Annotated in this window: 18 protein-coding genes; 14 read left to right on the top strand and 4 right to left on the bottom strand. The window is 64.7% G+C overall.

The features are described from left to right. Positions 1-88 precede the first annotated feature (88 nt). From LE416_RS07000 to LE416_RS06975, 6 genes are all read left to right on the top strand, one after another. Positions 89-937: an RluA family pseudouridine synthase gene (locus LE416_RS07000; protein ID WP_225047739.1), complete on the top strand. Its 849-nt coding sequence runs from the start codon at positions 89-91 to the stop codon at positions 935-937. Further along, the gene (locus LE416_RS06995; RefSeq protein WP_225047738.1) at positions 934-1,461 is read left to right on the top strand and encodes a GNAT family N-acetyltransferase; all 528 of its coding nucleotides are present in this window, start codon (positions 934-936) and stop codon (positions 1,459-1,461) included. The genes LE416_RS07000 and LE416_RS06995 overlap by 4 nt, the downstream gene beginning before the upstream one ends. 96 nt (positions 1,462-1,557) lie before the next feature. Continuing rightward, positions 1,558-2,106, top strand: a complete 549-nt coding sequence (locus LE416_RS06990) for a hypothetical protein (RefSeq protein ID WP_225047737.1) — start codon at positions 1,558-1,560, stop codon at positions 2,104-2,106. Positions 2,107-2,210: 104 nt separating this feature from the next. Next, positions 2,211-2,363 carry a 50S ribosomal protein L33 gene (rpmG, locus tag LE416_RS06985; protein ID WP_054718962.1) on the top strand — a complete coding sequence of 51 codons (153 nt, stop codon included), beginning with the start codon at positions 2,211-2,213 and terminating at the stop codon, positions 2,361-2,363. 802 nt (positions 2,364-3,165) lie between these two features. Continuing rightward, positions 3,166-3,603, top strand: coding sequence for a PTS sugar transporter subunit IIA (locus LE416_RS06980; RefSeq protein ID WP_225047736.1), 438 nt, complete (start codon positions 3,166-3,168; stop codon positions 3,601-3,603). A 90-nt stretch (positions 3,604-3,693) separates the two neighbouring features. Further along, complete coding sequence (locus tag LE416_RS06975; protein WP_225047735.1) at positions 3,694-4,626, top strand: LacI family DNA-binding transcriptional regulator; 933 nt, start codon at positions 3,694-3,696, stop codon at positions 4,624-4,626. A gap of 93 nt (positions 4,627-4,719) precedes the next feature. Here LE416_RS06975 and LE416_RS06970 read toward each other — a convergent pair whose 3' ends face one another. After that, a complete protein-coding gene (locus tag LE416_RS06970; protein ID WP_420844372.1) occupies positions 4,720-7,485 on the bottom strand; it encodes a cation-translocating P-type ATPase in 2,766 nt (921 codons plus the stop codon). 265 nt (positions 7,486-7,750) lie between these two features. Between LE416_RS06970 and LE416_RS06965 the strand changes: the two genes are divergently transcribed. The 5 genes from LE416_RS06965 (at position 7,751) to glmS (ending at position 14,401) form a co-directional block, all read left to right on the top strand. Beyond that, entirely contained in the window at positions 7,751-8,440 is a 690-nt protein-coding gene (locus tag LE416_RS06965; RefSeq protein ID WP_225047733.1) for a hypothetical protein, read from the top strand. 345 nt (positions 8,441-8,785) lie between these two features. Next, entirely contained in the window at positions 8,786-9,631 is an 846-nt protein-coding gene (gene cdaA, locus LE416_RS06960; protein WP_225047732.1) for a diadenylate cyclase CdaA, read from the top strand. After that, on the top strand, positions 9,628-10,713 hold the full coding sequence (locus LE416_RS06955; protein WP_225047731.1) for a CdaR family protein: 1,086 nt from the start codon (positions 9,628-9,630) through the stop codon (positions 10,711-10,713). Before cdaA ends, LE416_RS06955 begins: the two co-directional genes overlap by 4 nt. Positions 10,714-10,740: 27 nt before the next feature. Next, positions 10,741-12,096 (top strand): phosphoglucosamine mutase, encoded by a 1,356-nt coding sequence (glmM, locus tag LE416_RS06950; protein ID WP_225047730.1) that lies wholly within the window; start codon positions 10,741-10,743, stop codon positions 12,094-12,096. Positions 12,097-12,589: 493 nt separating this feature from the next. Next, on the top strand, positions 12,590-14,401 hold the full coding sequence (gene glmS / locus LE416_RS06945; protein WP_225047729.1) for a glutamine--fructose-6-phosphate transaminase (isomerizing): 1,812 nt from the start codon (positions 12,590-12,592) through the stop codon (positions 14,399-14,401). Between the two features lie 389 nt (positions 14,402-14,790). Here glmS and LE416_RS06940 read toward each other — a convergent pair whose 3' ends face one another. Then, on the bottom strand, positions 14,791-15,525 hold the full coding sequence (locus tag LE416_RS06940) for a YebC/PmpR family DNA-binding transcriptional regulator (RefSeq protein WP_225047728.1): 735 nt from the start codon (positions 15,523-15,525) through the stop codon (positions 14,791-14,793). A 69-nt stretch (positions 15,526-15,594) separates the two neighbouring features. After that, positions 15,595-16,086, bottom strand: a complete 492-nt coding sequence (locus LE416_RS06935) for a VanZ family protein (protein WP_225047727.1) — start codon at positions 16,084-16,086, stop codon at positions 15,595-15,597. A 90-nt stretch (positions 16,087-16,176) separates the two neighbouring features. On the opposite strand from LE416_RS06935, the gene LE416_RS06930 reads away from it, so the two are divergent. Next, positions 16,177-17,973: a M3 family oligoendopeptidase gene (locus LE416_RS06930; RefSeq protein WP_225047726.1), complete on the top strand. Its 1,797-nt coding sequence runs from the start codon at positions 16,177-16,179 to the stop codon at positions 17,971-17,973. Between the two features lie 944 nt (positions 17,974-18,917). Here the strand turns inward: LE416_RS06930 and LE416_RS06925 are convergent. Beyond that, positions 18,918-19,511: an ECF transporter S component gene (locus tag LE416_RS06925; protein WP_225047725.1), complete on the bottom strand. Its 594-nt coding sequence runs from the start codon at positions 19,509-19,511 to the stop codon at positions 18,918-18,920. Positions 19,512-19,623: 112 nt separating this feature from the next. Here LE416_RS06925 and LE416_RS06920 point away from each other — a divergent pair, with 112 nt between their 5' ends. Both LE416_RS06920 and LE416_RS06915 read left to right on the top strand, forming a co-directional pair. After that, the gene (locus LE416_RS06920; RefSeq protein ID WP_225047724.1) at positions 19,624-20,220 is read left to right on the top strand and encodes a TetR/AcrR family transcriptional regulator; all 597 of its coding nucleotides are present in this window, start codon (positions 19,624-19,626) and stop codon (positions 20,218-20,220) included. Between the two features lie 296 nt (positions 20,221-20,516). Next, positions 20,517-21,983: a peptide MFS transporter gene (locus LE416_RS06915; protein WP_225047723.1), complete on the top strand. Its 1,467-nt coding sequence runs from the start codon at positions 20,517-20,519 to the stop codon at positions 21,981-21,983. Positions 21,984-22,011: the final 28 nt, after the last annotated feature.

Raw genomic sequence — 22,011 nt, 5'->3', positions numbered from 1 at the left:
CACTATAACCCAAATCGCTTGCGGGTGCGCACCGATTCTCCGGCGCGGCCGGCCGACATTGGGTATAATCGAGACTTGGAGGTGCGAGATGAACTATCAATTCGAATTCACGGCAACACGAGAGACGACGGTGCGGCGGCTTCTGGACGCCCACGGGGTCAGCTGGCGGCTGTACAAAAAGCTGGCGGCGGCCAACACCGTCTGGCTGGGGCGCCGGCAGACCAGCGTGAACGAGCGGGTCGCCAAGGCCGCCAAGGTGCGCTTTGAGCTGCCACCGAGCGACGCGGTCGCGCAGACGCCCGGGGACCTCGACATTGTGCTGGAGCTGGACAACTGGCTGGTGGTCAACAAGCCGGCCGGGCTCAACAGCGTGCCCGGCCCGAGCCACCCGACCGAAAGCCTGCTGAACCGAGTGGCGGCCTACCTGGCAAGCGAGGGCATCGACGGCCCGCAGCCGGCGATTATGACGCGGCTGGACCGCGACACCACCGGCCTGGTGCTGGTCGCCAAGCACGTGTTCGCGCAGAGCCTGCTGGACGAAAGCACGCTGACCAAAACCTACCAGGCGGTGGTCGAGGGCACGCCGGAGCCGGCCCAGGGCGTGATCGACCTGCCGCTGGGCAAGGGGGAGGATGGCATCCACCGCGTGGTGACGCCGGCGGGCCAGGAGGCAATCACCGACTACCGGGTGTTGGCCGCCGGGCCGCAGAGCCTGGTCGAGCTGACGCTTCACACCGGGCGCACGCACCAGATCCGCGCGCACCTGGCGTACATCGACCACCCGGTGGTCGGCGACCCGCTGTACGGGCACGCAACGGCGCAGTGGCCACACCAGCTGCTGTGTGCCTCCACCCTGGCCATCACCGACCCGTTCACCGGCGAGCGCCACGCACTCAGTCTGCCGCTTCCGGCGGGCTGGCCGGTGATCGGCGCGTGACGCGCCGCGCGCTGCCTGAGGTGGCGCTGCGCCCGATCGGCCCGGGGGATGCCGCGGCGTTTCTGGCTTACGCCAACGACCCGGCGGTGGCCGGGCCGGCCGGCCTCGCGCCGGTGGCGGACCTCGCCGCGGCCGAGACGCGGCTTTCGCACGCGCCGGAGGTGTTGGCGGTGGTGCACGACGGCCGGATGGTCGGCCAGGTCGGGGTCTACGCCCGCGCCGCCGGCGGGCCCGACGCGCCGGAGCGGGAGCTGGGGTACGCCTTGGCGCGCCCGTACTGGGGCCGGGGGCTGATGCAGGCGGCGCTGACCACCGTAATCTATGACCTGCGCCGCCAGGGCATCGCGCGGGTCTGGGCGTTCGTCGCGGTCAGCAACCGACGCTCGGCCGCGGTGCTTGAGGCGCTCGGGTTCACCCGCGCGGATCGGCTTGAGGCCCAGCCCGGCGCGCTTTTGGGGCGGCCCGAGGCGGTCGACGTCTTCACCCTGGATTTGAAAAATGAAAACGAAAATCAATTAATGTGATGTAAAATATTTTTTCTTTTCATTTTTCAAAGATTACTCGTGGCATGGCCGAGTTAATGCTATAATGAAACCAACATTATATGTGGAGGTTTCACAATGAGCTCGCAGACAGAGTATGATCAGGTGTACGCCAAGCGGCTAGCCGCGATCGAGAAGGATCCCCAGTTCACGATTCTCTCGAGCATGAACCGGCCCCAGGCGCCCGGCGAGACGACCGCGACGCAGTACATCGTCTACACCGATTACAAACTCGAGGATAAAAAACGCAGCAGCTTCACCGTCAGCGTGTACACCCCGTTCGAAAACGTCGACAAGTACGGCCACTCCAAGGCCGACTTCCAGTCCCAGCTGCTGTTCGACCTGAACCGCTGGCAGAACACGATGCACATCACCGTGCTCGAGACCTTGGGTTCCGAAAGCCGCCTGGCGTTCTACGATTTCCAGAACATGGGGCTGGCGACGCTGGCGCTGAAGGCGTTCATCAACCTCGCCAAGAAGGCGGGCATCACGACCATCGACGGCAACCTGAGCTCCTTTGACCGCGACAACTTCAAGAAGCTCACCCACCTGTTCTCGAAGTTCGACTTCGACATCACGGTGATGGATTCGGCCCAGGGCATCGGCAAAATCGCGCTGACGGTCTGATTCAGGCCCGCCGTAGCGGGTGACAAGGATTAGTGCTTGACTTTCCGGCAGAATCCTGTATGCTAGTAAAGTTAGTAATTCTTGAAAGGGGAGGTGAAAGTAAGATGCGTGATAACATTCTTCTTGCTTGCGCCGAAACCGGCGAACGAATTTACCTAACTTCTAAGAACAAGCGTAACACGCCTGATCGTCTTTCTTTGAAGAAGTACTCTCCAAAGTTGCGTAAGCGTGTGACCTTCACCGAAGTTAAGAAGTAGTTCGTCGCTTACGGCCGTAGCGACTAACCGACAGGGCACCGCAGACATTGTCTGCGGTGCCCTGTTTGCGTTCCCCAGAGCAGAGCGGGGCGCACTTAGGCCACCGGCCAGCGTAAGTCCAGCGCTTGGGCCGCACTTTGGCCCGAGCGCTGGACTTAGCTGGACGGGTGGCCGTTGCCCCGCGGAGCTCGACGATGACCAGAGCGGAGAAGCGCGGGCTCAGCGGGACGGGCTTGACGACCAGAGCGGAGCAGCCCGGGCTCCGGCACGCACGGGTCACGGCTTCCGGCTCCGGTCCGAGGCGGCGGAACGCGTGGGGCTCTCTTGAGCCCAAAGTGCGGTCTCAAGACCCGCCCTTGCAGTAAGTCGGCACAAATCGCCGACTTACTGCAATTTCACGCTGGCTCGCCTCGGCCCTCCGCCTCCAGCCGTGACCCGTGCGTGCCTCCGCCCTACATCGTGGTTGATTGGCTACGGGGTTCAAAGCACGAGTGATCCGCGCTGGGAGCTTGGACTGTCCGAGCCTTGCGGTACTGTTAGTGCTTGGCATTGCGGGCAGACCTTGGTTGGGCACAATGGGGCGTTGTGCTGAGCACACCTGGGCGAAGCGCTGCGGACGGGTTTTCTTGGCCGAATCTGCGGGCAATTTGCTGCGCCGATTCTGCGCTCAAAAGTTCTGAAAACTTTTTTTGCTGGAACGCTTGACCTGAAACGCGTTACACAGAATACACTGATTTTGCAGGTGAGGGGCGCGCCGACCTGCAGCCGATGACACTGCTCAGTCTACTATGGAGGGATTACCATGTTCACATTGTTTGCTAAGAAGCACGCGGTTGTTGACCTGCCCCTGGATAACGCCAACGAGTTGGCCGCCCTGACCGCCGTTGCGGCGGTTGTCGCCGACCGGCTGAACCTGGATCGCCAGGCGCTCAAGTCGAGTTTCATTGCCAGCGAGGTCGCCGGCACGCAGATTGTGGCCGACCGCGTGGTGGTCATGCACGCCACCTCGGACCAGCTGACTCGGCCGCAGTCGCTGTTAATCACCTTCCAAGAGACGGTGCGCTGGGGCGACACCAGCACGCCGGTCGACTACGCCCTGGTTTTGGTCATCCCCGACGGCAGCGACTACGAGACCGTGGCTGCCCCGGCGGTCGCCAAGCTGGTTGCTCAACAAGACACGCTTGGCACGCTGAAATCCAACGCTTCGGCTTTGAACCGCCTGAACGCCACGCTGCTTTAACTCTCCCTGGCCGCAGTTTTTGCTCACTCGCCTTCTGAGCAGAAGCCCGGCCATTTTGGTACACTGGGGGAGATGCCGGGAGGAGACAACATGACAACCATTCGTGATGTGGCGAAAAAAAGCGGGTACTCGGTGGCGACGGTGTCGCGGGTGCTCAATCACAAGCCCTACGTGAAGCCGGCGGTGCGCGCGGCCATCGAGGCGGTGATCCAGGAGCTCAATTACGTGCCCAACGACGTCGCGCGCGACCTCAGCCGGGGCAGCACGCGCGCCATCGGGGTGGTGCTGCCGCAGTTTTTGCACCCGTACTTCACGGATCTGACGGTGGGCATCATGGACGCCGCCTTTGCCGCCGGCTACAACGTGGTGATGCTGCCGTCGGGCTACGACCCGGCGGTTGAAAAGGATTACCTCGAGCAGCTGCGGCGCAAGGCCTACGACGCGCTGATCTTCACCTCCCACCAGCTGGCGCTTGCGGCGCTTGAGCCGTACCTGGCGTTCGGGCCGGTGGTGGTGTGCCAGGACCCGGGGGCGACGAAGCTGCCGGCGGCCTACACGGACCGCGGGCAGAGCTACGACGACGCGCTGACGTGGATCCGCGACCGGGGCTTCACCCGCGTCGGCCTGATGCTGCCGCGCAAGGCGGCGCTGTCCGCCACATCGCAGGCGCTGGTCGCCGCCTACACCCGCGTGTTCGGCGCGGCACCGGACCCGGCGCTGTGCTGGGTGGACTCGATGAGCTACGAAGACGGGGTCGCCGCCGGGGCGTTTTTCGCCCGGGCCAAGGCCGACTTCGTGTTCGCAAACGGCGACGACATCGCCGCCGGGGTGCGGCAGTCCTACCTGGACCACGGCCTGGCGGTGCCGGGGCTGATGGGGCAGGAGAACCAGCTGGCCGGGCGGCTACTCGGGCTGCCGACGATCGACCACCACTTCAAGCGCGTTGGCCGCGCGGCGTTAGAGCTTGCCATCGGCCGGCGCAGCGGCCGGGTGGTGGTGCCCGCGGACTTCATCGCGCGGTAGCGGCGCAGGGCCTGGGGCGCGTCTGCCTTGCGGGCTGCGACTGCAGCACAAAAAAAGCCGGCACGATTGTGTCGGCTTTTTTGCTGCACTGATTCAGGCCGCGCGGTGCCTTACCCAGGCCTTGCGCGCCTCCTCAATCAGAAAAATCGGGAAGGGAATTACGGCGAGCAGCGCCCAGTCGGCGAGGCCCAGCGGCGTGGTGTTGAACAGGCCCTGCAGCCCCGGGGTCACGGTGAGGACGAAGAACAGCGCGACCTCAAAGGCGATGCCAAACCAGATGCGGCGGTTGGCGAACAGGCCGGACTGGATCACCGAGGCGGCCTTGGTGCGGCAGTTCAGGGCGTTGCCGATCTGCGAGAAGACGATCGCGCCGAGCACCATCGTGGTGGCCTTGGCGTAGGTCACGCCGCTGGCCGCCAGCGCGGTCTGCGGCCAGCCATTTTGCAGGTTGACGAAGAAGTAGGCGAAGGTCGAGACGATGCTTGCCATCAGCCCGTACCAGGCGAAGGCCGTCCAGATCACGCGGCGGCTCAGCAGGTGGGCGGAGCGCTTGCGCGGCGGCTGGTGCATGATGCCCGGCTCCGCCTGCTCTGACCCCAGCCCGAGCGCCGGCAGCATGTCGGTGCCCAGGTCAACGGTCAGGATCTGCATCACGGTCATCGGCAGGGGAATCAGGCCGCGCGAGAACAGGAACAGGACGCTCGGCACCGCCTCGGGCACGTTGCTGGTCAGGATGTAGGTCAAAAACTTCTGGAGGTTGGCGTAAACGGTGCGGCCCTCCTCGATGGCGGCGACGATGGACGCGAAGTTGTCGTCGGTCAGGATCATGTCGGCGGCGTCCTTGGCGACGTCGGTGCCGGTCACGCCCATCGCGACGCCGATGTCGGCCTTCTTGAGCGCCGGCGCGTCGTTGACGCCGTCGCCGGTGGACGCGACGATCTCGCCGTTTTTCTGCAGCGTCGAGACGATCTTGTACTTCTGCTCGGGCGCGACGCGGGCGAAAATGATCTCGCCCTTCAGCGCGTCTTGGAGCGCGGACTCGCTCATCGCGGCGAGCTCGCTGCCGGTGACCACCCGGGCGGCCGGGCTGGTCAGACCGATTTTGACCGCGATCGACTTGGCGGTCAGCGCCGAGTCGCCGGTGACCATGATGATCTTGATGTTGGCGGCGTGGCACTTGGCGACCGCGTCGTAGATCTCCGGGCGCGGCGGGTCGGCCATCACGGCCAGGCCGACGAAGGTCAGGTGGGCCTCGGTGTTTTCGATGGTGAGCTGATCCAGCTGAGACGCCTCCTCGCCCTCGCGCGGCAGGGTGCGGTACGCGGCGGCCAGGCTGCGCAGGCCAAGCGCCGCGTACTTCTGGTTGGCGGCGTTGATCGCGCGGACGTCGTCTTCGGTCAGCGGCCGCTCACGGCCGTTCACGAGGATGGCGTCGCACTGCGGCAGCAGGTCGGACAGCGAGCCCTTGACGAAGGCGGCAAGCGCCGAGTCGTCCAGCCGGTGGACGGTGCACATGCGCTTGCGCTCGGAGTCGAACGGGAAGGCCTTGAGCCGCGGGGTGGCGGCCGCCGCGGCGGTCGCGTCAAAGCCCGCCTTCTGGGCCAGGATCACCAGCGCGGCCTCCGTCGGCGTGCCCAGGAGCTTGGGCTTGCCGCCGTCTTTGGCGGGTTCGACGGCCGAGTCGTTGGCCAGAGCCATGATTTCGATCAGCTTCTTCAGATCCGGGTCGGCGTCGTAGCGCTGCTTGGTGCCGTCAAGCTCGACTTGGCCGTTGTTGACGTAGCCGAGGCCGGTGACGGCAAAGGTGTGGGCGCGGGTCCAGACGTGGTTGACGGTCATCTGGTTTTGGGTCAGCGTGCCGGTTTTGTCCGAGCAGATCACCGTTGTTTCGCCCAGCGTCTCCACGGAGTTCAGGTCCTTGACCAGCGCGTGCTTCTTGGCCATGCGCTGGACGCCCTGCGCGAGGCTCAGCGTCACCGTCGGCAGCAGCCCCTCGGGGATGAACGCGACGATCATGCCCAGCGCGAAGATGAACGCCTGGGCCGCCGGGTAGTGCACGAACAGAATCGCGGCGGCGAAAAAGGCGGCGCCGATGCCGATGGCAATCAGCGAAATCTGGCGGGTCAGGCGGTTGAGCTCCAGCGTCAGCGGGCTTAGCACCTTCTTTTGGTTCTGCGTCAACGCGGCGATCTTGCCGAACTCGGTGCGCATGCCAGTCGCGTAGGCGAGCGCCTTGCCGCTGCCGGCGCCGACGGTGGTGCCGGCGTAGACCAGGTTGGACTCGGCGAACTCGCCCTCGCCGGGGTCGTAGCGCACGGTTTTGGACTCCGGCACCGACTCGCCGGTCAGCGCACTCTGGTCGACCTGCATCGCGCTGGCCTCAAGCAGCCGGGCGTCGACGGGGACCGCGTTGCCGGCCTGCAGCACGAACACGTCGCCGGGCACCATCGCGGTGGCGTCGAGCTGCTGCAGCTTGCCGTCGCGAAAAACCTGCACGTAGGTCGGCAGCATCGCCATCAGGGAGTCCGTCGCCTTCTTGGCCGCGCGCTCCTGCCAGTAGCTGAACAGGCCGTTGATCACGTTGACCAGCCAGATCGCGACGCCCAGCGCCACGGTGCCGGACAGCATCGCGATCAGCCCGGACACCCACAGCAGGATCGCCATCAGGCTGGCGAAGTTTTTGAGAAAAACCAGCCACTGCGACTGCCCGCGGGCCTTGTTGATCGTGTTGGGCCCGTACTGCTGCAGGCGGCGTGCGGCCTCTTCGGCGCCGAGGCCGGTCGGTTGGGTCTTCAACAGCGCGAGCGCCTGCGCCGAATCCGCCTTGGCGAACTGGGCGCGAAGATTTGTTTCGTCCATCATTGCCACTCCTTTCGAGACGTCCCCGAGGGTCGCGGCTGTGCGTCCGCACAGTTGTCTGTTTACCCGTATTCTAACGCATTGAGGGCGGGGCGGCACAAGCATTTAGGCTCCCGTCGCCGGCGGGCCGCGCGGGGCCGGGGCGCATTTTTGACCGCCCGTAATGTGCGGAAAAAATCACAAGCTGATAATTCGAGTTTTGGCCGGTTAGCCGTTATCCTTATGCCGAGCGGCCGGAAAACGGTCGGACGATGGAGGCGAAGCGATGATGAACTTGTGGGTGACGCACCACCCGATTCCGGTGGTCCTGACTTACGCGGGCCAGACCTGGCCGACGACGATTCCCGCCGGCGTGGGGTTCGCGACGGCAGACGAGACGCGGGGCGCGGGGACGGCCGATGGGGGCGCCGCGCCGGCAGCCGACGCGGGGGTGCCACTGGCGGGCGACGCGACGTTCGCGGCGGCAGGCGAGGCGAGGGGCGCGTCGTCAGGCGACACGGCGAACGCGGCGGCAGGCGACGCAAAAGAAAAGACGGCAGGCGACGCGTTGGGGAAGGCGGCAGGCGGCGTGGCCCGGGTGGCGGCGCGCCGGATTGTCACCCCCTGGCAGGGCAGCGCGACGGTGGCCTGGCCGGCGCTTGCGACCGGGGCGGCCCCGGTGGACAGCCGGCGCTTCATGGCGCAGCCGTCCTGGATCTACCCGGACTGGGTGGTGACCGCGCCGATCGGGGCCAAGCTCGGCGGGGTCAAGCCCCGGCTGCTGCACGTCGGCGACCGCCTCGAGATTCAGCAGGCGCGCCGGGTGGATCAGGACCTGTTCCTGTATGTGGTGCGCGTGGGGACGGCCGAGCTGACCGTGAAGCTGCCGGTGGCCGAGCTGGTCGCCAAGGCCGCACCGCTGCGGCGCGGTCGCGGGGTGTGTGCGGCACCCGATGCGGCGGCGGGCCAGGGCTGATTGGGCGGCCGGGTCGTCACGGCCAGCGAGATGGCGGCTTGAGCGCGCCGCCGCGGCGGTGCCGGGCCGAGGGGCCGCCGCGGCCCGGGAGACCCGGGACAGCCCGCGGTGGGTCGGGGGCGCGGCCAGGTCGGCGCGGCGCGTGTCGACGGCAATCGGGGTGTTGGGGTGCAGCAGGCGGAGGTCGAACGGGCGGGTTCGGCCTTTTTGGCGTGGCCGGCCGGGTGCGGGGATGCCGGCATTACAAGGATTCTGTTTACCGCCTCAATTCCGTTATGCCGGCGTGGTATAATAATATGTAACACGACGGCCGATTTTGGCCGGCACTGAATTGGAGGCAAGTCTATGCAGGATTTTTGGACCAATCTGCTGCGTTGGTCGACGCTCGCCAACGTGATCGACATCCTTGTGGTTTGGTACGTGGTCTACCGGCTGATCGTGCTGATTCGCGGGACCAAGGCCGTCCAGCTGCTCAAGGGCGTGTTCGTGATCGCCGTCATCAAACTGGTGGCGGTGGCCCTGCACCTGCAGACGGTCGGCTACATCATCGACCTGATCATCACGTGGTCGGTGCCGGCTTTGGTCATCATTTTTCAGCCGGAGATTCGCCGCGGACTCGAGCACCTCGGCCGCGGCTCGGTGCTGCCCTGGATGCGCACCGACCGCCACGACGTCGAGGAGCGCATGGTCAAGGAGCTGGACAAGGCGATTCAGTACATGAGCAAGCGCCGCATCGGGGCGTTGATCTCCATCCAGCAGAACACGGGGCTTGAGGATTACATCGAAACCGGGATCCCGCTGGACGCGGACGTCTCCGGGGAGCTTTTGATCAACATCTTCATCCCCAACACCCCGCTGCACGACGGCGCGGTGATCATCCGCGACAACCGCATCGCCGTGGCCGCGGCCTACCTGCCGCTGTCCGAGAGCAACCTGATTCCCAAGGAGCTCGGGACGCGCCACCGCGCCGCGGTCGGCATCTCGGAGGTCACCGACGCCTTGACCATCGTGGTGTCTGAGGAAACCGGTGGCGTGACGGTGACCAACAACAACCACCTGATCCGCGACCTGACCCGCGAGGATTACCTGAAGCTTCTGACCGCCCAGCTGGTGCCGGCGCCCGAGGCCAAAACCAACCCGGTGAACAGCTTCTTCGCCGAGCTCCTGCACAAAGGAGGGACCAAGCGATGAAACTCAGCAAATTTTGGGAAAGCGCCTGGTTCTACCGGCTGCTCGCGCTGCTTTTGGCCGTCGGGCTGTTCGCCTACGTCCACGCCGAGGACCTCAACAACTTGACGCCGTCCACCAGCCGCCACAACGCGATTTCGGCGACCACCAAGCGCACGCTGAACGTGACGCTGCAGCTCAACGCCGACACGGACAAGTACTTCATCACCGGTTTCCCCAAAAAGGTGGCGATCACCCTTGAGGGGTCCAACAGCCTGGTGACGATGACGGCCAACACCCTGAACTTCCAGGTGATTGCCAACCTCCGCAAGCTCGGCCCCGGCAAGCACACGGTCGCGCTGACCACCAGCGGCCTGAACAAGGACCTGACCTACACGCTCAAGCCCAAGACGATTCAGGTCACCATCCGCGACCGCAAGACCAAGACCATGCCGATCCAGGTCAAGTACAACCAGGACAGCCTGGCGCCGGGCTACACCGCGGACACCCCGCAGCTGTCGGCCGAGACCGTGTCGGTGACCGGCAGCAAGGGCGAGATCGACCGCGTCGCGCAGATCGTCGCCAACCTGCCGCTGAACCGCAACACCAAGAGCACGGTGTCGCAGACCGTGCTGCTGCAGGCACTCGATAAGAGCGGCAACACCGTCAACGTGGTGATGACCCCCGAGACGGTGCAGGTCAAGTTGCCGATTGCGCTACCGTCCAAAAAGGTCCCGCTGGCCCTGAGCCAGGAGGGCAAGGGCACCAGCGGCCTGGCGTACACGCTGAGCACCACCACCAAGTCGGTCACGCTGTACGGCCCCAAGGAGATTTTGGCCAAGCTCGACAAGCTGGTGGTGCCCGTCGCGGTCGCCGACATCGGCCAGACCACGACCAAGACCATCGCGCTGTTGGACGTCGAGCCCAAGCTGATTGCGACCGCGCCGACCACCGTCAAGGTCAAGGTCACCGTGGCACCGACTGTCAGCTCCGGCGAGGTGACCAGCCCCGCCAGCAGCAGTAGCAGTAGCTCAAGCAGTTCTGACGCAACGGCGTCGAGCAGCGCATCAAGTTCCACCACGTCCAGTAGCGAAGACGCGGACTAAACACCGAGAAGAAATGAGGAAATTACGATGACGAAGTATTTTGGTACGGATGGGGTCCGCGGAATTGCGAATCAGGAACTGAGCCCGGAGCTGGCGTTTCGCCTCGGCCGCTGCGGCGGCTACGTGCTGACCCAGCACAACCAGGACCCGGCCAAAAAGCCGCTGGTGCTGGTCGCACGCGACACGCGCGCATCGGGGGAGATGCTCGCGCAGGCGTTGACCGCCGGGCTGTTGTCCGTCGGCATTGAGGTGCTGTCCTTGGGCGTGATCACCACGCCGGCCGTCGCCTACCTGATCAAGGTGCAAAGCGCGGCTGCCGGGATTCAGATCTCGGCCTCGCACAACCCGGCCGCCGACAATGGCATCAAGTTCTTCGGCCCGGACGGCTACAAGCTGTCCGACGCCACCGAAGAGGAGATCGAGGCGCTTTTGGACGCCCCGGAGGACACCCTGCCGCGGCCGGCCGCTGAGGGCCTGGGCACCGTCGCCGACTACCCGGAAGGCGCGCTCAAGTACACCCAGTTCCTCGAGCAGACCCTGTCGGATGACCTGTCCGGCATCCACGTCGCGCTCGACGCGGCCAACGGCGCCACCTCGAACCTCGTTTCCCGCCTGTTCGCCGATCTGGACACCGAGTTCGACCTGATGGCGACCCACCCGGACGGCCTGAACATCAACAAGAACGTCGGCTCGACGCACCCGGAGGCCCTGGCCAAGCTGGTGGTTGAAAAAGGCGCGCAGGTCGGCCTGGCCTTCGACGGCGACGGCGACCGCTGCATCGCCGTGGATGAAAAAGGGCAGATCGTCGACGGCGACAAGATCATGTTCGTTCTGGGCAACTACATGAAGGCCAAGGGCCGCCTGAAGCAAGACACCGTGGTCACCACGGTGATGAGCAACCTCGGCATGTACAAGGCCCTGGCCGCCAACGGCATGAAGTCCGTTCAGACCGCGGTCGGCGACCGCCACGTCGTCGAGGAGATGCGCGAGCACGGCTACAACATCGGCGGCGAGCAGTCCGGTCACGTCGTGCTTTTCGACTACCACAACACCGGCGACGGCATGCTGACCGGCATCCAGCTGCTCAACGTGATGAAGCAGACCGGCAAGCCGCTGTCCGAGCTGGCCGCGCCGGTCACGACCTACCCGCAGAAGCTGGTCAACATCAAGGTGACCGACAAGAACAACTGGCACAACTACCCAGCCATCCAGCAGGCCATCGACACCGTCGAGGCCCAGATGGCCGGCGACGGCCGCGTGCTGGTGCGCCCAAGCGGCACCGAGGCGCTGCTGCGCGTGATGGCCGAGGCCAAGACGCAGGCGCTGGTCGACCAGTACGTCGACTCAATCGCCGCGGTCGTGGAACAAGAGATGGGCTGCTAGACCAGCCGCAGAGAGACCCGGGAAACCGGGTCTTTTTTTGTTCCCCAGGGCCTCTAAGCGCGTACTTAGCGGGATGGATTGCCTAGCGAGGAGGCTTGAGCCGTACTTTGGCTCGAGCCTCCTCGCGTAGCAATCCATCCCACGTAGCCCGACGACACTGTGACTGTCGCCCGGGCTCCGGCCCGGCCACGGCGGCGCTTCCGGCTCCGGCCCGGGGCGGCCGTGCCTCCGCCCTACATCGGGGGGGCGTCATGTGGGAGGTTGTACTGAGCGACTCGGTGAGCCACTTGGGCAATCCTGTGGGCAGTGCCCACATTTCCATCGAATCACTTCTCCACGTCAATCAATTTGGTCCTGACCAAAAATGTTAAGAAAGATATACCAATAACGATATTTTCCTTGACCACGCTTGATACACGGGTTTATAGTTTGAACTACCGTTAATACCAATTTGTGAAAAACGGAATATACCAATAAAGGATGTTGAGTGGTTATGTGTGGAATCGTCGGTGTCATTGGCAGGCAGGATGCGACCCAGGTGTTGCTGGGCGGGCTTGAGAAGCTGGAGTACCGCGGCTACGACTCGGCCGGGCTGTACGTGAACGACCAGCACGGGCACGACCACCTGATCCGGCGCGTCGGCCGAATCAGCGCGCTTGAGGCCGCGGTCATGCCGGACATTCAGGGCGTGATGGGCATCGGCCACACGCGCTGGGCGACCAACGGCCGGCCGACGGAGGCCAACGCGCACCCGCAGGTCTCGTCAGACGAACGCTTCTACCTCGTGCACAACGGCGTGATCACCAACGCGCAGGCGCTGGCCGACCGGTTCCTGCAAAACGTGACGCTTGCCAGCGACACCGACACCGAGGTCCTGGTTCAGCTGGTTGCCGTTTTCGCGCGCCAGGGGCTCGACACCCCGGCCGCCTTCAAAAAGGCGCTGAGCCTGTGCGAGGGCTCGTACGCCTGCTGCCTGGTCGACCGCCTCGATCCCTTGCACCTGTACGCGGCCAAGGCCAAAAGCCCGCTGCTGATCGGGCAGGGGGACGGGTTTTACGTCGTCGCTTCGGACGCCTTGGCGATGCTGGATCGCACCGACCAGTTCCTCGAGCTCGAGGACGGCGAGGTGGTGACGCTGACGGCCGACAGCTGCCGCATCGAGACGCTGGCCGGCCAGGTTCAGCACCGCACGCCGATCACCGTGGCGCTTGACGCCGCCGACCTCGACCTCGGGCCTTACCCGTACTACATGCTCAAGGAGATCGACGAGCAGCCGGCCGTGCTGCGCCGGCTGGTCAGCCGCTACGTCGAGGCCGACAGTCGCATCGCCGTTGACCCGGCGCTTTTGACCGCGCTGGCTGCCGCCGACCGGCTGTACATCGTCGCCGCCGGCACCAGCTACCACGCGGGGCTGGTCGGCAAGCCGCTGTTCGAACAGCTCGCCCAGGTGCCGACGGAGGTCCACCTGGCCTCGGAGTTCGGCTACCACCAGCCGCTTTTGGCGGAAAAACCCTTCTTCATTTTCCTGAGCCAAAGCGGTGAGACGGCCGACAGCCGCCAGGTGCTGGTCAACGTCAAGCGGCAGGGCTTCCCGAGCCTGACCATCACCAACGTCGCCACCTCGACGTTGGCCCGCGAGGCGGACTTCGCGCTGGACCTGTGCGCCGGCCCCGAGATCGCGGTCGCGTCGACCAAGGCCTACACCGCCCAGATTGCCGTCGAGGCGCTGTTGGCGCAGGCGCTGGGGCAGCAACGCGGCGTGCCGGCGGCCCAGGCCTTTGACGTCGCCCACCAGCTCAGCCTGGCGGCGACGGCGCAGGAGGCCATCCTGGCCGAAAAGCCGACGGTGCACGCGCTGGCCGGGGAGCTGTTCGGCGACACCCGCGACGCGTTTTTCATCGGGCGCGGCGCGGACTACGCCGTGAGCCTGGAGGCGGCGCTCAAGCTCAAGGAGATCTCCTACGTGCAGGCCGAGGGCTTTGCGGCCGGCGAGCTCAAGCACGGCACCATCGCGCTGATCACGCAGGGCACGCCGGTGGTCGCCTTCATCACCGACCCGGCGACCGCGGCGCACACCAGAAGCAACGCCCAGGAGGTTGAGGCGCGCGGCGGGCGGGTGCTGCGCATCGCCGCGGCGAGCCTGGCCACGCCCGACGACGAGCTGGTCGTGCAGGACGTGCCAAGCCTCCTGACGCCGCTTGTGACCATCGTGGTCGGACAGCTGCTCGCGTACTTCACCAGCCTCGACCGCGGCTACGACGTCGACCGGCCGCGCAACCTGGCCAAGTCCGTCACGGTGGAGTAGGCGACGGTCACGTGTTTTTTTCGGAAAATGGCGATGGCAATTTTTACACGATAGAGCCGGACGGAATACCGGCTGCCGGTACGCAGCGCGTAACCAATTGACGAGAAACGCCGCCTTCTAGGGCGGAGGCACGAACCGGTCAATGCTGGAGGCGTATGGCCGGGGCGAGCCAGCGTGAAATTGCACTTAGCCGGCCGGGTTTGCCGGCTTAGTGCAAGGGCGGGTCGCAAGACCGGGCTTTGGGCTTGCGAGAGCCCCACGCGGACCATTGCCCCGGCCCGGAGCCGGAAGCAGCGGCCCGTTCGCGCCGGAGCCCGGTTACTGACCGCAAAAAAAGGAGCTTTGCACGACGCAGATGCGCGGTGCAAAGCTCCTTTTTGTGGTTGCGATTAGTCTTCATCAGGCCATTCGGCGCTGGTGTAGACGTTTTGAACGTCATCGTCGTCTTCGAGGGCGTCGATCATGTTCTGCATGGTCTCAAGCTTTTCGGTCGGCACGGCCACGGTGTTTTGCGGCACCATGGTCAGCTCGGCGGTGGTGAACTTGAAGCCCTGTTCCTCGAGGGAGTCGCGCACGGCGGCGAAGTCCTTCGGGTCGGTGTAGATGGTGAACTCATCATCGGTGGTCTGCAGGTCCTCGGCGCCGGCCTCGAGCACGGCTTCGAACATCTGGTCTTCATCCACGTCGAGGTCCTCGCGGTCGATGACGAACATCCCGCGGCGGTCGAACATGTAGGAGACGGCACCGGCGCTGGCCATCGTGCCGCCGTGGCGGGTGATCGCCACGCGGACGTTGGAGGAGGTGCGGTTCTTGTTATCGGTCAAGGCCTGAACCAGAATGGCGATCCCGGCCGCGCCGTAGCCTTCGTAGGTGACCTCGTCGTAACGCGTGGTGTCGCCACCCTCGGCCTTATCTAATGCGCGCTTGATGTTGTCCTTGGGCATGTTGGCAGCACGAGCCTTGTCCATGACAAGCCGAAGCGCTGGGTTGTTGTTGGGGTCAGAACCACCTTGCTTTGCTGCCATGAAAAGCTCACGGGAGATTTTCTGGAAAATTTTGCCACGCTTAGCATCCTGGGCGTTCTTGCGGCCCTGGATGTTATGCCATTTACTGTGTCCTGACATCGTAAACCCTCTTTTCAAAATTATTGATGCACATAAGCGCTCCTATTATACCAAACCAGGCGGGTCCATTCAACGCTTTTCACCGCGGCCGCGCGCCCGCCGCCACCACCAAAACGCAAGCCCGGCGCCGACAAGCGCGCCGCAAGTGTCCAGCACCACGTCCTGGATCAGCGGGCTGCGGCCGGCCGTCAGCGATTGGTGGAACTCGTCGCCGGCCGCCACCAGCAGGGCGGCCAGCACCGCGACCACGGCCGCCCAGCCGCCGCGGCGGGTGCGCGCGGCCAGGCCGCGGGTCACCGCCAGGGCGAAGACGGCAAAGACGGTGAAGTGGGCGGCTTTTCGGATGAAGAACTCGACGAAGGCGGGAAAACCCAGCGCGTTCACGCTGATGACGGTGCCGGCGTAGGTGAAGCGCACGCCGGCAAGCCAGTGGGGCGCCCGGGGCAAAAGGCGGGTGAGCAGCGGGATCAGGGACTGCTGGTTGTAGGACATGCTGGAGCTGACGGCGAGCACGCCGATCACCACCAGGGCCAGGGTCAGCCAGCCGATTTTCTTGCGCACGGGCGGCGCCTCCTTTGCGGTGCGTTTTTCCCATCATAGCACACCGCATCAATGCTATAATGAGCGCAATCACACGTTGGAGGTAAATTAATGAAATATCCAATTAACTGGCAGCTGGACTCGATCTTCCCCGGCGGCATCGACTCCCCACAGCTCAAGGCGCGCATCAAAGACGTCACGGCCAAGCTGCCAGAGCTTGCCGCGCAGATTGCGGCCTGGGATCCGGCAAGCGACAAAGACTTCGCCGGCCTGACCGCCATCATGGCGCTGCTGGAGGACGTGGAGAACGGCCTGGCCACCTGCGCGACCTTCGCCAACATGATCCAGTCCGCCGACACGGCCAACCAGCAGGCCGGCGTGGTGGCCGACGCGGTGCAGAACCACTTCGCCGACCTGAGCGCCGCCGTCCTGCCGCTGCAAAAAAAGCTGTCGGCGATGTCAGACGCGGACTTCGCCGCGCTGACGAAGACGCCGGCGCTGGCCCCGATCGCCTTTGGCCTCGGCGAGATGCGCCGCGACGGCTGCGAGCTGCTGGACGACGCCACCGAGGCCCTGATCGACCGACTGGCGCTGGACGGCTTCAACGGCTGGTCCAGCCACTACGACAACCTGAGCGCCGACCTGCACTTTGCCATCGACGCCGGTGGCCAGCCGCTGTCGGCCGGCCAGGCACAAAACCGCTTCGAGGGCGATCCAGACGCCGACAAGCGCGCGCACGCCTTTGACGTCTGGGAAAAGACCTGGGCCGCGCACGCGCAGCCGTTCGCCGACACCCTGAACCACCTCGCCGGCTTCCGCCTGAGCAACTACCGCGCCCACGGCATCACGGATTACCTGCAAAAGCCGCTGGAGCTCAACCGCCTGAGCCGTGCCAGTCTCGATCAGATGTGGGCGACCGTCGCCGCCAACAAGGCGCCGTTCGTCGATTACCTCGATGAAAAGGCGCGCCTTGCCGGCCAGACCAAGATGGCGTGGCAGGACCAGTGGGCACCGGTGGTGGTCGGCGATTACGTGCCGAAGACCTACACCTTCGACGAGGCCGCCGAGTTCATCATCGCCAACTTCGCGAAGTTTTCCAAGAAGATGGCGGCCTTCGCCCAGCACGCCTTTGAAAGCGGCTGGATCGAGGCCGAGGACCGGCCGGGCAAAATCGCCGGCGGCTACATGACCTCCGTGCCGGACGTCAAGGAGGCGCGGATCTTCATGACCTTCGACGGCTCGGCCGCCGGCGTCTCGACCATCGCCCACGAGCTCGGCCACGCCTTCCACAGCAGCATCCTCAAGGACTTCCCGGCCATGCGCCGCGACTACGCGATGAACGTGGCGGAAACCGCCTCGACCTTCGCCGAGCTGATCGTCGCCGACGCCACGGTCAAGGCCGCGGAGAGCCCGGAGGAGAAGCTGAACCTGCTGGACGCGAAAATGAGCAACCCGCTGGCGATGTTTTTGAACATCCACGCCCGCTACCTGTTCGAACGCAGCTTCTACGACGCGCGCCAAAACGGCCTGGTGACGGCCAGCCAGCTGTCCGACCTGATGACCAAGGCCCAGGAGCAGGCCTACGCCGGCGGCCTGAGCAGCTTCGACCCGATGTACTGGGCCAACAAGCTGCACTTTTTCATCGACGATGTGCCGTTCTACAACTTCCCGTACACCTTCGGCTACCTGTTCTCAAGCGGCATCTACGCCAAGGCCCAGGCCAGCGGCGGCGACTTCGAGGACGCCTACATCGCGCTGCTTCAAGACACCGCCAACATGTCCACCGAGGAATTGGCCCAAAAGCACCTCGGCGTCGACCTGACGAAGCCTGACTTCTGGCAGCAGGGCATCGATCTCGCCGCGGCGGACGCCAAGACCTTCATCGACCTGAGCCGCAGCCTCAAGTAGGGCGCACCAGCGCAGGACAACACAAAGGCGCGCATTCGCTGGAATGCGCGCCTTTGCTGGCTGTGGGGCCGGGCTCCGGCCCGGCAACGCCGCGGCTTCCGGCTCCGGGCCAGGGCGGCGGAACGCGTGGGGCTCTCCTGAGCCCAAAGTGCGGTCTCAGGCCCCGCCCTTGCACTAAGCCGGCAAGCCCGGCCGGCTTAGTGCAATTTCACGCTCGCACGCCCTGGCCCTCCGCCTCCAGCCGTGGCGTGGCCGTACCTCCGCCCTACGGAGTGGGTGAGGGGCTACAAGGCGTCATTGCGATTGGTGTGCGTAGCCTTGATTGCCAGACTGCCGCTTGCCGAGTCGCGGGTGGCTTGAGGCAGGGTTTAATGCGGGGTCGGGGGCGGTTGTCTCCGGAGCTCGAAACGCGGGCTCCTCTGCGCCAGCTTCCGATACCACAATCGCAGGGCTACTTGCGAGAGGCTCACTCGGCCTTGCTTGGTCATTGAGACGGATTGTACCTAGGTTGATAGTGCCGACCCGAGGATGGTCATGCGCTTCGGCAGGATGAATATCGCTACGTTTGACTCTACAGACAACAATGGCGCGCATTCTAGTGAATGCGCGCCATTGTTGTCAATGTATGCAATCTACCTCGTTTCGATCATTTCGGCCGCAACTGACGGCCGGTCAAGACCCTCGAGCCGTCATATCGCACGGATTGGTTCACCTTGCGATGTAGGGCGGAGGCACGAACCGGTCACTGCTGCAGGCTTCGGTTCGGGGCGAGCCAGCGTGATATTGCTGTTAGCAGGCGAACTTTGCCTGCTTACAGCAAGGGCGGGTCTTGAGACCGCACTTTGGGCTCAAGAGAGCCCCACGCGTTCCGCCGCCCCCGGCCCGGAGCCGGAAGCAGTGGCCCGTTCGCGCCGGAGCCCGGCCTTTAACCAGTCAGCCCGGGCTTAGTCCCGCGCCAGGTGCAGGCGCTTCACGGAGAAGAGGGCCTTGACGATGATTGGGGTGAGGATCACGGCGCCGATCACCTCGGGCACGCCGTTGGTCGCAATCACGCCCATCAGGACCTTGAGCAGGCCGCTGGAGGTGACCCCGTAGGCCTTGGCCACGGTTCCAGTGTATAATAGCCCCATGAGGGCGATTACCAGCACCGTGTTGGTCAGCGTGCCCAGCGCCGCGGCGACGACGCTCGCGACCACGGTGTGGAACCGCTTGTACAGCGCGTTGAACGTCACGCCGGCGACCAGGCCGATCAGGACGCGCGGCACCACCGCGACGATCGGGTTGGTGAAAATGATCGGGTCAAGCGGCGTCGTCGGCGCGGTCAGCGCCCGCACGATGGTGAACAGGCCCCACATCAGGCCGATGAACATGCCGTCCCATGGTCCGAGCACGATGGCCGCGATGATCACGGTGATGTGGATGACGGTCAGCGAGGTGAAGCCCAGCGGGATGAAGCCGATGGTCATGGTCTGGACGATGATCAGGGCGGTGAGCAGGGCCCGGATGGTCAGGCGATAGACGGACTTTTGGTTGTGCATGTTAGCCTCCAAGGTGCGCGTCGAACTGACACGCGTGTCATTTTGCAGTTAATTAAACCACACCGTGAGAACGCTGTCACGCGTTTTGCGTTAAAAAATTGGGGGAATTTGTGTGTCAGATCAGCTCAGGGAAAAAAAGCGCGCGGCCATACTGGAGGCAGCGCGCGGCGTGTTCAGCCAAAAGGGGCTGATCGGGGTCACCATGTCCGACTTGGTGGCGGCCAGCGGCATCAGCCGCGGCGGGCTTTACCTCTACTTCAAGTCGGTGGACGAGGTCTTTTCCGCCGTGATTCGCGAGCGCGAGGTGCACCGCTTCGCCGGCATCGTCGACGCGGCCAAGCGCAACGTGCCGTTTTCCGCACTCTTGGACACCTACCTGGCCGAGCACAAGACGCGGCTTTTGCACCAGATGGACGACTCGATGCTGCGCGCGATGTACGAGTACTACTTCACGCACAAGACGCCGGCCGACCACGCGTTCCAAAAGGCGCAGTTCGCCACCACCCAGGGGACCATCGAGTCGCTGCTGGGCCTGGGGGTGTCCCAGGGCGTGCTGCGGCCGGTGCCGCTTGAACCGGTGGCCCAGCACGTGATGTTCACCATCGAGGGGATGAACGTGCTGGCTCTGACCGGCGGGGTGTCGGAGGCGCAGATCGACGCGCAGTGGCAGCTGCTGCGGCGGGGGTTGCCCTGGGTGGCGAGCGTCTGAGACGCGATTGAGAGTCCGACCGGGCGATTGTAATAAGAATTAGTGAGATTTCATATTTTCCTCATTAACTAAAATTTCAGTCTCATTTTTTAGCTAGGGTGTCCGAACTCCGTGAACGCCTGGCGCTCAGCATGGACACCGACATTTCCCGACGGGCGGGCCCGGACTTCGATGAGAAGTCTATGGCACCGCCCGTTTGCAATTTGTAGCCGGTTTCGCACCGGCGTATAATGGTCACCTGTGCTTGTCCGCAGAACCCAGGCGGGCAGCAGCACGACGAGGAGATGTCGATAATAATGAAACAAAATTCGCAAAAAATGTTCCTCGGCCACCCGCGCGGGCTGCTGACCCTGTCGATGACCGAGTTCTGGGAACGCTTCAGCTACTACGGGATGCGGGCCATCCTGATCTACTACATGTACTACTCGGTCGAGTCCGGCGGCCTGGGCTTCGACAAGCCGACCGCGCTGTCGATCATGTCGATCTACGGCTCGCTGGTCTACCTGAGCGCGACCATCGGGGGCTTCATCTCCGATCGGCTGCTCGGCAGCCGCAAGACCGTGTTCTGGGGCGGCATCCTGATCATGCTGGGCCACATCGTGCTCAGCCTGCCGATGGGGGCCGCGGCGCTGTTCGCCTCGATCGCCCTGATCGTGCTCGGGACCGGTCTGCTCAAGCCCAACGTGTCCGAGATGGTCGGCTCCCTGTACCCTGAAAACGACCTGCGCCGCGACGCCGGCTTCAGCATTTTCGTCATGGGCATCAACTTCGGCTCGCTGATCGCGCCGATCATCGTGCCGTGGCTGCAGGACCGCTACAACTTCCACGTCGGCTTCTCGCTGGCCGCCTTCGGGATGGCCATCGGGCTGGTGTTCTACGTGGTCGACGGGCGCAAGTACATCAACCCGGCCGACAACGTCGCGCCCGATCCACTGCAGCCGGGCGAGCTGCGGCCGCTTTTGGCCAAGTGCGGGCTCGGCGTCGCGGCGCTGGCCGTGGTGCTCGGCGCCATGGCCGGCCTCGGCAAGTTCACCGTGCCGAACGTGATCACCCTGATCACCGTCATCGCGCTGGCCGTGCCGATCACGTACTTCGTGATGATGCTCAAGAGCCCGAAGGTGTCCAAGATCGAGCGCTCGCGCGTGTGGGCCTACATCCCGCTGTTCATCGCGGCCGTCCTGTTTTGGGCGATCGAGGAGCAGGGGTCCGTGGTCCTCGCGGTGTTCGCCGCCGACCAGACCCAGCTGAACTTCGGCGGCTTCCACATCCTGCCGGGCTGGTTCCAGACTCTCAACCCGCTGTTCATCCTATTGTACGGGCCGATTTTCGCCACCCTGTGGATGCGGCTGGGCAAGCGCCAGCCGAGCTCGCCGAAAAAGTTCGCGTACGGCCTGGTGTTCACCGGGATCTCATACCTCGTGATGGTCGTGCCGGTGCTGCTGTTCGGCACCGGGACCCGCGTGTCGCCGCTGTGGCTGGTGCTCTCCTGGGCGATTGTTGAAATCGCCGAGATGCTGATCTCGCCGGTCGGCCTGTCGGTGACCACCAAGCTGGCCCCTAAGGCCTTCGCCAGCCAGATGATGAGCATGTGGTTCCTGGCCGACGCCGCGGCGCAGGCCATCAACGCCCAGATTGTGAAGCTCTACACCCCGGCCACCGAGGTCGCGTACTTCACCGTCGTCGGCGTGGTCACCATCGGCTTCGCGGTGCTCCTGTGGTTCCTCATTCCCCGCATCGAGAAGCTGATGCAGGGCATCAACTAGCGCGGCACGCGCAGGCCGGGCTCCGGCC

This window comes from Lacticaseibacillus kribbianus (assembly GCF_020180945.1).
Classification (GTDB): domain Bacteria; phylum Bacillota; class Bacilli; order Lactobacillales; family Lactobacillaceae; genus Lacticaseibacillus; species Lacticaseibacillus kribbianus.
Note: the sequence above shows the minus strand (reverse complement) of the source record. Positions and strands in the feature narration are given on the sequence as shown.